13 protein-coding genes are annotated in these 15,719 nt (G+C 43.8%); 1 reads left to right on the top strand and 12 read right to left on the bottom strand.

Annotated features, from left to right (window positions below; all coding sequences use genetic code 11):
- Positions 1 to 6 precede the first annotated feature (6 nt).
- The 12 genes from nusA to rpsB form a co-directional block, all read right to left on the bottom strand.
- Positions 7 to 1,218, bottom strand: a complete 1,212-nt coding sequence (gene nusA, locus AC6H04_RS01855) for a transcription termination factor NusA (RefSeq protein ID WP_497570078.1) — start codon at positions 1,216 to 1,218, stop codon at positions 7 to 9.
- 22 nt (positions 1,219 to 1,240) lie between these two features.
- Complete coding sequence (rimP, locus tag AC6H04_RS01850) at positions 1,241 to 1,714, bottom strand: ribosome maturation factor RimP (protein WP_098824929.1); 474 nt, start codon at positions 1,712 to 1,714, stop codon at positions 1,241 to 1,243.
- A 149-nt stretch (positions 1,715 to 1,863) separates the two neighbouring features.
- Entirely contained in the window at positions 1,864 to 6,192 is a 4,329-nt protein-coding gene (locus AC6H04_RS01845; RefSeq protein ID WP_497570077.1) for a PolC-type DNA polymerase III, read from the bottom strand.
- A 109-nt stretch (positions 6,193 to 6,301) separates the two neighbouring features.
- On the bottom strand, positions 6,302 to 8,038 hold the full coding sequence (locus tag AC6H04_RS01840) for a proline--tRNA ligase (RefSeq protein ID WP_497570076.1): 1,737 nt from the start codon (positions 8,036 to 8,038) through the stop codon (positions 6,302 to 6,304).
- Between the two features lie 37 nt (positions 8,039 to 8,075).
- The gene (gene rseP / locus AC6H04_RS01835; protein WP_497570075.1) at positions 8,076 to 9,350 is read right to left on the bottom strand and encodes an RIP metalloprotease RseP; all 1,275 of its coding nucleotides are present in this window, start codon (positions 9,348 to 9,350) and stop codon (positions 8,076 to 8,078) included.
- 39 nt (positions 9,351 to 9,389) lie between these two features.
- On the bottom strand, positions 9,390 to 10,178 hold the full coding sequence (locus AC6H04_RS01830) for a phosphatidate cytidylyltransferase (protein ID WP_497570074.1): 789 nt from the start codon (positions 10,176 to 10,178) through the stop codon (positions 9,390 to 9,392).
- A 23-nt stretch (positions 10,179 to 10,201) separates the two neighbouring features.
- On the bottom strand, positions 10,202 to 10,942 hold the full coding sequence (gene uppS, locus AC6H04_RS01825; RefSeq protein ID WP_497570161.1) for an undecaprenyl pyrophosphate synthase: 741 nt from the start codon (positions 10,940 to 10,942) through the stop codon (positions 10,202 to 10,204).
- Positions 10,943 to 11,083: 141 nt separating this feature from the next.
- Positions 11,084 to 11,494 carry a hypothetical protein gene (locus AC6H04_RS01820; protein ID WP_497570073.1) on the bottom strand — a complete coding sequence of 137 codons (411 nt, stop codon included), beginning with the start codon at positions 11,492 to 11,494 and terminating at the stop codon, positions 11,084 to 11,086.
- Positions 11,495 to 11,521: 27 nt separating this feature from the next.
- Positions 11,522 to 12,043 carry a ribosome recycling factor gene (gene frr / locus AC6H04_RS01815; RefSeq protein ID WP_497570160.1) on the bottom strand — a complete coding sequence of 174 codons (522 nt, stop codon included), beginning with the start codon at positions 12,041 to 12,043 and terminating at the stop codon, positions 11,522 to 11,524.
- A 38-nt stretch (positions 12,044 to 12,081) separates the two neighbouring features.
- On the bottom strand, positions 12,082 to 12,804 hold the full coding sequence (gene pyrH, locus AC6H04_RS01810) for a UMP kinase (protein WP_168924289.1): 723 nt from the start codon (positions 12,802 to 12,804) through the stop codon (positions 12,082 to 12,084).
- A 126-nt stretch (positions 12,805 to 12,930) separates the two neighbouring features.
- Positions 12,931 to 13,815, bottom strand: a complete 885-nt coding sequence (gene tsf / locus AC6H04_RS01805) for a translation elongation factor Ts (RefSeq protein ID WP_497570072.1) — start codon at positions 13,813 to 13,815, stop codon at positions 12,931 to 12,933.
- Between the two features lie 143 nt (positions 13,816 to 13,958).
- Positions 13,959 to 14,720 (bottom strand): 30S ribosomal protein S2, encoded by a 762-nt coding sequence (gene rpsB, locus AC6H04_RS01800; protein WP_497570071.1) that lies wholly within the window; start codon positions 14,718 to 14,720, stop codon positions 13,959 to 13,961.
- Positions 14,721 to 14,955: 235 nt separating this feature from the next.
- Between rpsB and AC6H04_RS01795 the strand changes: the two genes are divergently transcribed.
- On the top strand, positions 14,956 to 15,666 hold the full coding sequence (locus AC6H04_RS01795; protein WP_497570070.1) for an HAD family hydrolase: 711 nt from the start codon (positions 14,956 to 14,958) through the stop codon (positions 15,664 to 15,666).
- The last annotated feature ends 53 nt before the right edge of the window (positions 15,667 to 15,719 follow it).

The raw sequence follows: 15,719 nt of genomic DNA, 5'->3' as shown, positions 1-15,719 counted from the left end.
TACCTCCTAGTCTTCAGTACCGTCATCTTCAGCAGTTTCTGGGGCCTCATCCGGCTCTGAATCTGTGGCTGAATCAACTACATCATCCGTAGTTTGATCAACCGGTTCTTCAGCTGCTTCATCACTTGGCGCTTCAGCCTGTGACGCATCACTGTCATCACTATCAGTCTTGCCAAAAATGGATTCAGCTTCGGTCTCAGACTTGATATCGATCTTATAACCCGTCAATTTGGCTGCTAACCGGGCGTTTTGTCCCCGCTTACCAATGGCCAATGATAATTGATAATCTGGCACGATAACGGTACATGCCCGTTCGTTGTTTTCGTCAAAAATGACGTCGATCACTTCGGCTGGATTCAAAGCGTTAGCAATGAACTTAGCTTCGTCATCGGTCCATTCAACGATATCCATGTTTTCGCCATCAAGCTCTGACACGATGGCTTGAACCCGCTGACCACGAGGGCCAACAGAAGTCCCAACTGGATCAACATCAGGATTATTTGAACGAACGGCTACTTTAGCACGGTCACCCGCTTCACGAGCGATTGACATGATTTCAACAGTTCCATCGTAGATTTCCGGAATTTCTTCTTCAAATAACCGCTTAAGCAAGCCCGAATCAGTCCGGCTAACAAACACCTGAGGACCCTTAGCGGCGTTTTCAACTCTGGTAACGTACACTTTGATGCGATCGTGCATCCGGTAAGTTTCGTTAGGCATCTGATCCTGACGACTCATAACGGCTTCCACGTTTCCTAGGTTAACATAAACAAACCGGTTATCCTGGCGTTCAACCTCACCAGTGATAATCTCGTTTTCGTACTGGCTGTATTGGTCGAAAATTAATGACCGTTCAGCTTCACGAACCCGCTGCATGATAACCTGCTTAGCCGTTTGCGCTGCAATTCGACCGAAGTTTTTAGGAGTCACTTCAAATTTAATATCGTCGCCTAATTCATAGCCACGACTCACCTGTAAGGCATCGTCTAAGCTAACTTCCAAACGGGAATCATAAACTTGATCAACGACTTTCTTAACTGCATAAACGTGAACGTCACCCTTTTTCTGGTCAAAATCCACTTCAACGTTTTGTGCTTGGCCGTAGTTCCGCTTATAAGCAGAAGTCAATGCAGCTTCAAGCGCATCGATCACAATTTCTTTTTTGATACCCTTCTCTTTTTCCAGTGTGTCAAGGGCACCTACTAATTCTTTACTCATTACGTATAGTCTCCTTTAGCTGTTAAAACTTAATTGCTAATCGTGCTTTGGCAACGTTTTTTCTTGGAATGACCAAATCTTTCATGCGACCCTTTAGATTAACCTTCAAGCCTAATTCATCATCATTAACAGAGGTCAGTGTTCCTTCGTATGCTTTTTCGCCATTCACTTTTTGATAGAACGAAAGGTGAACGTAGTGACCAACCGCCCGTTCATAGTCAGCTTCTTTTTTCAGCGGCCGTTCTGCACCCGGTGAGGATACCTCCAAGAAATACGCTTGGGGAATTGGATCGGGATCGATATTATCCAGTTTTTCGCTTAACTCATCACTTACTAATGCGCATTCATCAATCGTAATGCCACCAGGTTTGTCGATGTAAAGCCGTAAATACCAACTTTTACCCTCGCGAACAAACTCAACGTCCACCAGTTCAAAATGATGGGCATCCACAATTGGCTTCGCTAGAGCCGAAACAATGTCTACGACGTTATCCAATCTTTTACCTCCAATACCATTTTTCCAATAAAAAGAGCGAGCATCGCTGCTCACTCCTTTCCGAAATATCTACAACACATATAATATCACAAAGCTACATTAATAGCAAACTTGAAAGCGCGCTGCTATGCCGACTCAGCGTCATTTGGTTACATCATATCAAATAGACTCAACTGATTTTCGTCTGGCAGTCCATCAAGAACACCATTATCCGTCATGAATTCAATCAACGTTTTAGAAACTTTACCACGTTTAGCCAAGTCTTCCTTTGACAGGAACGGCTTATCTTCACGAGCGGCAACGATTTGCTTCGCCACGTTCAGGCCTAAACCGGGAGCGGCATCAAACGGTGCGATTAGGGTATCACCGTCGATCAACCATTCACTGGCGGCCGACTTGTCGATATCGATCATCTTAAATTTAAAGCCACGTTCCAGCATTTCATTGGCTAATTCTAAGACGGTCAATAAGTTCTTATCCTTCGCAGAAGCATCCATTCCCTCATCGTTAATTTCCTTCATTTTGGCCTTCACAGAATCCTTGCCGCGAGACATGGCAACAACATCGAAGTCGTCTGCCCGCACTGAGAAGTAAGCGGAATAGTAAACCATCGGGAAGTACACTTTGAAGTACGCCACCCGCAAGGCCATCAAATCATAAGCTGCCGCATGGGCACGGGGGAACATATACTTGATTTTCAAGCAAGAGTCAATGTACCAGTCTGGAACATCTGCCTCTTTCATTTTGTCTTGCCATTCATCAGGAATCCCACGGCCTTTACGAACGTGTTCCATAATTTGAAAGGCAATTTCAGAATCCATTCCCCAGTTGATCAAGTCGGTCATGATGTTATCACGACAACCAATCACATTAGAAATGGTTGCCGTACCGTTTTTAATTAATTCCTCAGCGTTGCCCAACCACACGTCTGTTCCGTGAGACAAACCAGAAATTTGTAGCAGCTCTGAGTAGTTTTTAGGGTGGGTTTCTTCCAGCATTCCCCGGACGAACCGGGTCCCAAATTCTGGCACACCCAGCGTCCCAGTTTTGGACTGGATTTGTTCAGGCGTCACGTGTAGGGATTCGGTCCCCGAAAACAGCGCCATGACACCAGGATCATCCATCGGAATAGTCTTAGGATCGATTCCGCTTAAATCTTGCAGCGTCCGGATCATGGTTGGGTCATCATGCCCCAAAATATCGATTTTTAAAATGTTGTCATGGATCGAGTGGAAATCAAAGTGGGTGGTCTGCCAAGCTGCGTTTTGATCATCAGCTGGATATTGAATCGGTGTGAAATCGTAAATATCCATATAATCCGGCACAACGATGATTCCAGCCGGATGTTGTCCAGTAGTCCGTTTAACCCCAGTAGCACCCTTTGCCAGCCGATCAATTTCAGCGTTGCGGAAATGTTCTTCCTTATCACGCTCATAGGCCTTTACGTAACCGTAAGCCGTCTTGTCAGCCACAGTACCAATCGTCCCCGCCCGGTATACGTTCTTCTCACCAAACAAAACCTTGGTGTAGTTATGGGCAATCGGTTGATAGTCACCCGAGAAGTTCAAATCAATATCAGGAACTTTATTCCCAGTAAACCCTAAGAAAGTTTCGAAGGGAATGTTGTGGCCGTCGCCAATCATCAAAGTGCCACATTTCGGGCAGTTCTTTTCCGGTAAATCAAACCCAGAACTGTATTCACCCTTGGTGTAAAACTTCGAATACTGACAGTTGGGACAACGATAATGCGGTGGTAACGGATTAACTTCAGTAATCCCCGTCATGGTGGCCACCAAACTAGAACCAACGGAACCACGGGAACCAACTAAATAACCGTCCTTGTTACTCTTAGCTACCAGCCGTTGAGCAATCAGATAGATCACCGAGAAGCCGTTACCAATGATACTTTTCAGCTCACGATCAAGCCGGTGCTGAACTAATTCTGGCAACGGATCACCATACCACTCATGGGCCGTGTTCATGGTCCGTTCACGGATTTCGTCTTCGGCGCCTTCCATCCGTGGTGTGTACAGTTTGTCTTTCAGCGGATGAACATCATCAATTTCGTCCGCAATGGCATTGGTGTTAGTTACCACAATTTCTTTAGCCTTGTCTTCACCCAAAAAGCTGTAATCATCCAGCAGCTCATCCGTCGACCGGAAATGAACATCCGGTAATTCTTGCCGGTTTAGCGGATTGGCACCACCTTGCGAATTAATCAGAATTTTTCGGTAAATGGCATCTTCTGGATTCAAGTAGTGGGCATCACCAGTAACCACAACGGGTTTATCTAATTCTTCACCCAGTTTGACCATGTTTGCCAAAATTTCTTCCAGGTTCTTTCGGTTTTGAATCAAGCCAGAATCAATCAACGGTTTATACGCCGCCAATGGCTGAACTTCCAAATAATCGTAAAACTTGGCTTTATTTCGTGCTTCGGCATACCCCTTTTGCATCATCGCAGTGAACACTTCACCGGAGTCACATGCGGAACCAATCAGTAAACCGTCTCGTAAAGCCTCAATTTGACTTCTTGGCATCCGCGGTACCCGATAAAAATAATCTACGTTAGACTTGGAAACTAATTTAAACAAATTCTTCAGTCCATCTTGAGTTTTCGCCAAAATGATGGCGTGTGACGGCCGGGCATGCTTATACGCATCATTTTCACTCATATGATCATTTAACTGGTCATGATACTGAATATTATAGCGGTCTTCAGCATCCTTCAAAAAGAGATAATTCAAATGTCCAGTTGACTCCGCATCGTAAATCGCCCGGTGATGGTGTTCCAACGAAACGTGGAACTTTTTGGCAAGCGTGTTTAACCGGTAACCCTTTAATGTGGGATACAAGAATCTTGCTAAGGTTAATGTATCAATGATTGGATTCGTCACTTCCGGCATGTTGTAACGCTGATAACCGGCGTTCATAAATCCAATATCGAAAGTCACGTTATGGCCGACGATAATCGCGTCGCCGTAAAAGGCTCTAAATAATTCAAAAACTTCTTTTTCTGACTTGGAACCATGGACCATATCGTCCGTGATGCTGGTCAGATTAGTCGTTTGGTCTGACAAATGAAAACCCGGATCAATAAACTCTTCAAACTGATCGATGACTTCTTTGCCCTGCATCTTAACCGCAGACAGTTCAATCACTCGATCATAGATTGCAGATAGTCCAGTAGTTTCAACGTCAAAAATGACATACGTCGCGCCTTCAAGAGCACGGTGCTCACTGTTATAACCAATCGGTACACCATCATCAACCAGGTTGGCCTCCACACCGTAAATCATCTTAATATCGTTGGCGGAAGCGGAACGGTAAGCCTCAGGAAAGCCTTGAACCCCTGCATGATCAGTAATAGCAATGGCTTTGTGACCCCATTTTTTGGCTTGTTTAACATAGTCTGAGATTGAGTTAGTGGCGTCCATGGTACTCATGTTGGTGTGCAGGTGTAATTCCACTCGCTTCTCACCTTCAGGCGCCTTATCTTGCCGGCTAGGAACCGTCACTTGGTTGATATCATAGGCATTCAGCACTAAATCACGCATAAAGTTATCTTCTTGAACGCTACCGCGAACCCTGATCCAGTCACCTTCGTTCAAGCCTTCAAACTGGGCTTCGTCACTTTCGTCACGGGAGAACTTCTTGACCGCGATTGAAGAACTGTAATCGGTGATTTCAAGAATCATTAACTTACGTCCCGAACGCAAGTCACGAATCTCCTTGTTAAAGACGTAGCCTTGAACGATCACTGACTTTTCTTCGTCTTCAATCGATGCTAACTGAATGGGTTCTTCATCCATCTTGATTTTCCGACCAATCACAGCCGGCCCGCTAGCAGCAGCCACACCCTGTTTTTCGCGCTTTTGATTGGCCACTTTAATAGCGGCAACCGCTTTTTGAGCCAGTTCAGCATCTGATTGGGCTTTCTTCTGCTTAAATTCTTGAATTTTAGCCTGCGAAGCCGATTCATCAATCATGGTATGGATAGCAAATTTAGGAAAGCCAACTGCTTGGTAGCTATCCTCAATTGGACCTAAAGCTTGATCAACCAGGAAGTTCTTTACGACTTCGTTTTCAGCCATGAAGATCACCCGGTCATCCTCAACCTTTGGTACTTGGTCGCGACAAAGTTCCTGGATTAACGGTGACGTTACGCCACTGTGCTGAACGACCCAATTCCAATAGTCGCCGATCAGCCGATTATCCAGCCCCGTTTGATCGGTATGAATCTCAAAATCAACTTTGGCAATGGACTGAAACGCTTTTTCCAGCTGGCCCTGAAACGTGGTGAATGTTTCAAAAGGTAAAATCGCTGGTAGTTTAAAGTTAAAGTGCCACCGCTTGGATTTTTCATGTACGGTGAGTTTCTCCAGTGCTGCCCCTTTAAAGAATGGCTGGCCTGCCAAATCTGATAATTGCAGTTGCTGTAATAGTTTTTGAAATAACGCCTGATGATCTAAGGCCACACCAAACTGCCCCCTTCATTTTTTGCTTAGTGCCACTATTTTAACGTAAAACGGGCTCGAGACAAAACAAAAGTTGTTTTGTTTTCTCGAGCCCATCCCACACTAGTTATTAATCGTTGTTAGATTCTGAATCTGCTGTTTCAGTTTCTTTTAACAGAATTGCGACCGTATTGCCGACTTCATCAGCTTTGACTTCAACTGTTTCACCGGTTTTACGAATCTTGATCTCCACAATTCCTTCACTGGCCTTTTTACCAACGGTGATTCGAATTGGTAACCCAATTAAATCTGAATCGGCAAATTTAACACCAGCACGTTCTTTACGGTCGTCGATCAGCACCCGATAACCCGCTTCGGTCAAACTATCCGTTAACTGATTAGCCAGTTCAACTTGATCGTCATTCTTGACGTTAACTGGAATCACGTGCAGGTCGTATGGCGCGATGGCGCGTGGCCATACCAACCCATGTTCGTCAGACTGCTGCTCACTGATTGCTGATAGCAAACGGCTAACACCAATCCCATAAGAACCCATAATAACGGGTACTGAACGGCCATTTTCATCCAGCACTTTGGCGTCAAGAGATTCTGAATATCGAGTACCTAACTTAAAGATATGCCCGATTTCAATACCACGAGTAAACTTCAGCTTACCAGCGCCATCAGGTGAGATGTCGCCTTCTTTAACAGTGCGGATATCAGTAAATTCATCCACGCGGAAATCACGATCAACGTTGGCGTTAACATAGTGATAGCCATTTTCATCAGCACCCACCACAGCATTGACCATGTCTTGAACATAACGGTCAGCCACAATGGTCACGTCTTCACCGACACCCACTGGACCTAAGGCGCCAAACGAAGCACCAAGGTACTTTTCAGCATCATCATTGGTGGCTGGTGCTAAGAAATCAGCGTGCAAGAAGTTTTTCAGCTTGGTTTCGTTTAATTCGTCATCGCCGCGAAGTAATGCCATTACAGGCTTTTCATCAGCAATATACAGCATGCTCTTAATTAAGTCATCCGCATTAAGATCCAGTTTAGCTGCCACGTCATCAATGGTTTTAGCATCGCCCGTAGCAACCTTCTCCAGGTCCTTTTGAGCAGCGTGTGACTTTTTAGGTGTATATAAATTGGTTGCCATTTCAATGTTAGCGGCGTAGTCCGACTCATCAACGTAGACGATGGTATCTTCACCGATTGGTGCGATGGCAGAGAATTCCTTAGAATCTTTACCACCCATGGCGCCAGCATCCCCGATAATGGTTCGATACTTCAAACCGATTCGATCGAAGACACGCTTGTAGGCACCCTCCATTTGGCGGTAAACCTTGTCTAAATCGTCGTAGTTAGTAGAAAATGAATAGGCATCCTTCATAATGAATTCCCGGCCACGTAACAAACCGTAGCGTGGACGCTCTTCATCACGATACTTGGCTTGAATTTGGTACAAAGTCAGTGGTAATCGTTTATATGATTTGATGCTATCACGAATGAGAGTCGTGAAGGTTTCTTCATGCGTTGGTCCAAGGATAAAGTCCGTGTCATGACGATTCTTGAACTTAAATAACGTTGGCCCGTATGTATCGTAACGGCCAGAATCCTTCCAAAGTTGTGCAGGCAAGACAGTTGGAACAACCATTTCAACTGCATCGATTTTTTCCATTTCTTCGCGAATAATTGTTTCAATATTCGTCAGCACTTGGAATGCCAAAGGTAAATAAGCGTACATTCCTGCAGTTACCTGGCGAATGTAACCCGCTCTAAGCATCATTTGATGACTTAGCGCTTCAGCATCACTAGGCACCTCTTTCAGTGTTGGAATCAGTAACTTTGACTGTTTCATACTCAATTAAACCCCTTTTTTACCCATTTAATTTAACTTATCTGATAAAGTAGCGTTCGATATCGTTCCACGTTACCAGTAACATTAAAACAACTAAGAACACTACCCCAACAAGGGTAATTGCTGTTTCAACGTTTTCTGACAGCGGTTTGCGCCGAATGCCTTCAATCACATTAAGTAATATTTTACCACCATCAAGTGCTGGAATTGGCAATAAATTCACAATTCCCAAGTTCAATGATAAGAAGGCCAGAAAACTGAGGACTCCGAGAACTCCCTCTGAAGCCGCAGTTGACGTAGTGGCGAAAATTGCCACTGGTCCACCTAAATCATTCAGGCTAAAGTGACCGGAAACCATTGACCAGATTGCAGCTAACAGGCGTACCGTCATTTGCCAAGTCTGGGTAAAGCCCGACACCAGCATGGCCTCCAGATCATGATTATGATACTGGGTAATTCCAATAACCCCAATGGTTTTATTATTCGCCTTATTAGCGGCCGGCACCATCTTGATGGTTTTAGTCTGATTGCCACTCTTAACCTTAAACGTCGTCTGTTTATGTGCGCGATCTTGAATCTGAGCAGCGATTTGATTCCAATCGTTGACTTTTTTACCGTTCACTTCCGTAATATAATCGCCATTTTTGATCCCGGCTGAACGAGCAACCGTGACGTCGGAAGTGGTAGGACTCACCCGGTTACTGTTATTAGTGACACCACCGGCCACAAAGGTCAGAATCGTATAAACGATAATGGCCAAAATAAAGTTATTCATTGGCCCAGCAAAGTTAGTCATCAACCGATGGCCTAAACTAGCAGACTGGAACTGAACATCTTTCGGTGCAATTCTCACTTCAGTGCCATCACTTTCAATGATGGTGGCATCATGGGCAACGTAGTAACGTTTAACCGCACTCTCATCACCGTTTTCATAGCCTTCGATCCAAAGCTCATCTTCCAGATCAGTGGCGGTCACCGCCATGGGAATTCCGTTAAATAAGGTTGATTTTTTACTGGTATTGATTCGGGTCACCCGATCATTATCACCCACATACAGGCTCACAGGTGTCCCGGGTTTTAATTCGTCTTCATCATCTTCAGCTCCTGCCATCCGAACGTAACCGCCAACTGGCAATAGCCGAATCGTGTAAGTTGTATCGGTGGTACGATAATTAAACAGTTTGGGACCCATTCCGATTGAAAATTCACGCACGAGGATTCCCGCCCGTTTGGCGAAGAAAAAGTGACCAAATTCGTGAATAAAAACAATCAGGCCAAATACGATGATGAAAGTAATAATGGTCGTAATCACAGACGTCGATCCTTTCGTAATAGACTAGTTGCAGCTGGTTTAAATAAAGCCTAACAGATGTAAAGCTGGTAACACCAGCAAAAGACTATCAAAACGGTCTAAGATACCACCGTGTCCAGGTAGAATCCGGCCAGAATCTTTCACACCATAGTAACGTTTTAGTGCTGATTCGACTAAATCACCAATTTGTCCAATAACTGATAATACAACGGTCAACAATACGGTCACTAGCCAACTATAATCGCCTTGTGGATAGAAATAAACGTAAACTGCAACTACAATCGTGGCAACTAACGTCCCGCCGATTGACCCTTCCCAGGTTTTGTTGGGACTGATGTGCGGTGCCAGTTTGTGACGACCTAATTTTCGACCAATCATATACGCGCCGCTATCCGTGATCCAAACCGTAAACAAGGCGAAGAAAATCGTCGTTAAACTGGCTACATCCGCCACAATAAAGTAGTGAAAACCAACCCCAATATAGATGGCACCGGTAGTCAGCACCGCAGCATCATCGAAAGAAAAACGATTTTTCGAAAAAACAGTGTACATTAAAAGTAACACGACAACGCAGTAAACGACAAATCTTAGGTCTAACTTACCTGGCAAAAGGTTGTGCCAAAAGTCCGGTAAAACAATCAATAACACAGTAATACCAGATAAGACTGCTTCCCAGGAAACAACTAATTTTTTCCGCATCACCAATATTTCAGATAGTGCAATCAAGCCAAGAACGGAAGCCGCAACATCGACCCAAACGCCCCCGGCGATAATAATCGGAATGAAGATAATTAAAGCAATTACCGCTGTAATAACCCTTTGTCTCATTTATAAACTCCTTTTCAACTCACCTATTTCGTTAATCCGCCAAAGCGACGTTTACGATGCTGATACTCATAAACTGCTTGAGTCAATAATTCGGCTGTGAATTCAGGCCAGTGCGGTGCCATAAAGACAAACTCCGAATACGCGATCTGCCACAGTAAAAAGTTAGAAATCCGTTCTTCGCCAGAGGTTCTGATAACCACATCCGGATCCTGATACTGACCCAACGACGCTGTCATCAAATGTTCACTGATCATTTCTGGTGAAATATCTTCCGGCTTCAGCTGTCCTTGTTGAACCGATTGCGCAATTTCTTGCACGGCAGTTGTAATCTCAGCACGACTGCCATAATTCAAAGCAAAGTTTAATACCATGCCATCACAATCTTTAGTGTCTTCGATAGCATCAGCAACAGCCTTTTGCGTCTTCTGAGGCAATTGGTCCGTGTACCCCATAACGTTGACCCGCACGTTGTTACTAATCAATTCTGGCACAAACGTATCAAAAAAGTCCACGGGTAATTTCATGAGATAATTCACTTCGTCAGTAGGCCGTTTCCAATTTTCGGTTGAAAAGGCGTAAAGCGTCAGCACTTTAATCCCCAGATCACTAGCAGCTTTAGTGATGGTCTTCACCGTATTCATCCCCTGCTTATGCCCAGCAATCCGCGGCAGATGACGTTTTTGCGCCCATCGGCCATTACCATCCATAATAATGGCAACATGTGCGGGAATATTATTAGGATCCAGTTCTATTTTTTCAGGCATCTCTGACTGATTATTATTATTGAGCCAAGAAAACAAAGTGGCACCTCCAAATTAGCTTTCAAACTATAATCATACCAAAAAACAGAGTTGTCGACTATCCCAACTCTGTTTAAAGCGATTATTTAACAGAATCTAAATAAGCTACTGAAGTAAACGCCATTCACCACGATTAGCATCAGATAACGTATTAAAATACTGAAGTAAATTGTTGGCATCATCTGGGCTTACTTCACCAAGCATGTTCAGTCCTTCACCCGTTGGAATGGGTTCACTCAAATCGGTGATCTCAGATTCGTTTTCAATGGTTGCCTTTGAGAACGCAACGATCCAATCTTCTTCAATCAACTGAGTGATTACAAAGAACAAATTAAAATCATCGTTTACGAAGGCTGGTTGTGCATAAACACCTTCGTCAATTTGAGTTAACTCATTACCGTTATAATTGAGTACCGCTAAGTTTTCATCGGTAACTGCATTGTTCAGTTTGAAAACCATTTTGGCAAATTGTGGTGTGCCAGGCGTGATCTCAACTGTTTCATCGTCATTTGCCATGTTTAATTTCCTTTCGTTTAAGCAAGTCTAGCCAGAAATAATTTCTTGTTCTTTGTCTTCCGTCAACTTGTCAATTTGCTTAACAGCTTCGTCGGTCACTTTTTGAACTTGTTTTTCAAGATCATGAACATCATCATCAGTGAAATCGCCGTTCTTATGTCCCTTTTTCAAAGCGTCCATTGCTTCACGACGAACATTACGAACAGCAACTTTGCCCTGTTCAGCAACTGCCTTAACCTGTTTAGCCAATTCCTTACGACGTTCTTCAGTTAGTTGTGGAACGACTAACCGTAGTGCCGAGCCATCATTAGCTGGCGTAATACCAAGGTCTGACTCCAAAATGCCCTTTTCAACATCTTCAAGTGAAGACTTGTCAAAGGGTGTTACTAAGATCACCCGTGGTTCTGGAACGGTGATTGCTGCCACCTGATTGATAGGTGTCTCAACACCGTAGTACTGGACGGTTACACGGCTTAACAGACTTGCGTTAGCCCGACCGGCACGGATGGTACCAAATTCTCGGCTTAAGACATCTTCAGCCTTTTTCATCTTATCTCTTGCTTCATCAATAATTGGGTTTGCCAATATTATTTCCCCCTTACCGTTGTCCCGATGTTTTCACCAAGAACAACCTTCTTAATGTTTCCTGGATGATTCAAGTTAAACACGACCAATGGAATATCGTTATCCATTGACAACGTGCTAGCAGTTGAATCCATCACGTGAAGACCCTTATTAATAATATCCATGTGGGTCAAATGATCAAATTTAACGGCGCTCTGATCAACGTTAGGGTCAGCGGAGTACACACCGTCCACACCGTTTTTGGCCATTAAGATGGCGTCAGCGTTGATTTCAGCTGCTCTCAAAGCAGCGGTCGTATCGGTTGAAAAGTATGGACTGCCAGTTCCACCGGCAAAAATAACAACGCGATCTTTCTCTAAATGACGAATTGCTTTCCGCCGAATATAGGGCTCTGCAATGGCACGCATTTCAATCGAAGTTTGAACTCGTGTGGGTACGCCAATGTCTTCAAGGTTATCTTGGAGAGCAAGCCCATTCATAATGGTTGCAAGCATTCCGATATAATCGGCCTGTGCTCGTTCCATACCCATCTGAGCACCTGATTCGCCTCGCCACATGTTACCGCCACCAACGACGATCCCAATCTGAAGACCCAAATCAAATACTTCCTTAACTTCTTTTGCCACTGTTTTGATTACTGGTGGGTGGATACCAAATCCTTGATCGCCAGCCAGGGCTTCACCACTCAGCTTCAAAACGATACGCTTATACTTTAAATCCGTCATCATGAGCCTCCTATTAGTTTCCTTTTGTAATTCTATCATAATCCGGTATCAACCAACAGTCGTATCACCGTTTAATTCCATAAAAAAAGGGCGTACGCTACACGTACACCCCCTTTTAAAGTCAGTTTAGCCGTTAATTTGACTATTTACTTCATCTTCAAAGTTCTTGGTTTCAACTTCGATACCTTCACCAACTTCGTAACGAACGAAGCTCTTCAACTTGCCACCCTTTGAGGCAACGTATTGACTAACAGTTTGGTCAGAATCCATAACAAATTCTTGATCAGCAAGGCTGATTTCAGACAAGAATTTACGTAAACGACCTTCGACCATCTTTTCAACGATCTTTTCAGGCTTGCCTTCGTTCAAAGCTTCCTTCTTCAATACTTCGCGTTCGTGATCCAAACGTTCTGCAGGGATTTCTTCACGTGAAGTAAACTCTGGGTTAACCGCTGCAACATGCATTGCAACGTTCTTGGCAACACTAGCATCAGCACCATCAAGAACAACTAATGAGCCAATTTGACCGCCATTATGCAAGTAAGCACCAAAGACTTCGCTGTCGCTCTTTTCGACAACTTGGAAACGACGAAGAGTTGTATGTTCTGAAGTAACTTGAGTTTGTTCAATGATCATTTCTTTGATCGTTTGACCATCATCGTTCTTTAAAGCTAAAGCAGCGTCCATATCAGCTGGTTTGTTAGCAGCGATTAAATCAGTAATCGTCTTAACCAAGTTCTTGAACCGGTCATTAGAAGCTACGAAATCAGTTTCAGAGTTAACTTCAACGATTGCAGCAACATTGCCATTTTCAGAAATATGAGCTAAACCGTTAGCAGCAACGTTGCCGCTCTTCTTTTCAGCTTTAGCAATTCCCTTTTCACGAAGGAAATCAACCGCCTTGTCCATGTCACCTTCGGTAGCAACGAGCGCCTTCTTTGCGTCCATCATACCAACGCTAGTCTTATCACGAAGTTCTTTAACCATTTTTGCAGTAATGCTTGCCATCATATGGCCTCCTTAATATTAAATAGCAGTGAGTCACTTAACACCAACACAAAAGGCTGGCCCGAAAATAATCAGGCCTCGCGGGTCCACATTTTCAAGCCAGCCTAAGCACTGATGGTCTTTTAACAAATGTTAAATGTTGTAAACTATTCAGCAGCGTTTTCTGAAGCATCCTTGCCGTCAGCAGCATCTTTAGATTCTGCTTTAGCAGCTTCGGCTTCGTCTTCACCTTGACGGCCTTCGATAACGGCATCAGCCATCTTGCTTGTAATCAAGCGAACGGCACGAATGGCATCATCGTTAGAAGGAATGATAACATCAATATCATCAGGGTCGGTGTTAGTATCAACCATAGCGACGATTGGAATGTTCAGCTTTTGAGCTTCCTTAACGGCAATTTGTTCCTTACGAGGATCAACAACAAACATTACGTCAGGCAACTTAGGCATATCTTCGATACCGCCTAAGAAACGTTCCAACTTATCAGTTTGCTTCTTCAGTAAAGAAACTTCCTTCTTTGGCAAACGATCAAAAGTACCATCTTCGGCCATCTTCTTAAGGTCCTTCAAACGCTTGATACGAGTTTGAATGGTGTTCCAGTTGGTTAAAGTCCCACCCAACCAACGGTGGTTAACGTAGTATTGACCAGCGCGGGTAGCTTCTTCTTCAATAGAATCTTGGGCTTGCTTCTTAGTACCAACGAAAAGCACTACAGCACCCTTAGATGCTTCATCCTTAACGAAGTTGTAGGCGGTGTCGATCAACTTAACCGTCTTTTGTAAGTCAATAATGTAGATCCCGTTACGTTCAGTGAAGATATAATCCTTCATCTTAGGGTTCCAACGACGAGTTTGGTGACCGAAGTGGACACCTGCTTCAAGTAATTGTTTCATTGTAATAACAGCCATGAAATAGCCTCCATCAAAGTTTTTTTCCTCCCCTGAGGTCATCTATACTAAGAACTCTCGCGAGCACTGCTTAATATATTACTCAGAGTGTGAATTGTGGCAATCAGCCGAAAATTAGTATACCCGTTTTAAACGTTCATAGCAACCCTTAGCCAGTCAAAAGTAAAAAAAATTTGAATTAAATGTTACATTCATGTTACACTACACTTCGCAGAACTTCGAGGAGGAACCGATTATGCTCAAAGCTATCGTTTTTGATCTTGACGATACACTTTATGATCAACAACGACCGTTTCAGCAGGCGCTAGCTTCAGTCTGGAACGACCCCGCGGTTTCCGGTCACGTGTTAACCGACCTTTTCAAGGCCTTTAAACACATGAATGATCGAGTCGCAAAGTTAGAAACCTTAACTATGAACCATGTTTTTAGTCGTCTTAATGATGTGCTAACGCAACATGATTTACCAACGTTAACAAATTCAGTATGGCTGGCTTTTTGCGACCGTTACCGTGCAGAAGCCCAAAAGATTACCATATTCTCAGATATTCAAGCACAGCTGCCACTCCTAAAACAGCATTATGAATTAGGTGTGATCACAAACGGTGAAGGTAACACGCAATCTGAAAAGTTTTCCCATCTTGATCTTCAGCAATGGGTTAAGAAAGAAAACGTCGTCATTTCTGATGAAGTAGGCCTACGAAAACCAGATCCAAGAATTTTTACCCACTTTAGCCGTCAGCTGAATTTGCAGGCGAATGAAGTAGTTTACATTGGTGATAATTTTGAAAAGGATATGGTTGGCGCTAAAAAAGCTGGTTGGCATGCCTTTTGGTTTAACCATCGGCACTTAGAAATGCCAAAATCAGACTTTATTCCTGATCAGACGGTTGAGTCACCCACTGAACTGGCAGAGCTGCTACAAGCGATGTCCGTTACCAACTACTAGTTCATTAACTAGCTTAGTCAACGAAGCAGTCCACCAAATCTCATTGATTTGGT

The organism is Secundilactobacillus sp. MJ173 (assembly GCF_059704265.1).
This window is presented reverse-complemented; position numbering and strand designations above follow the sequence as displayed.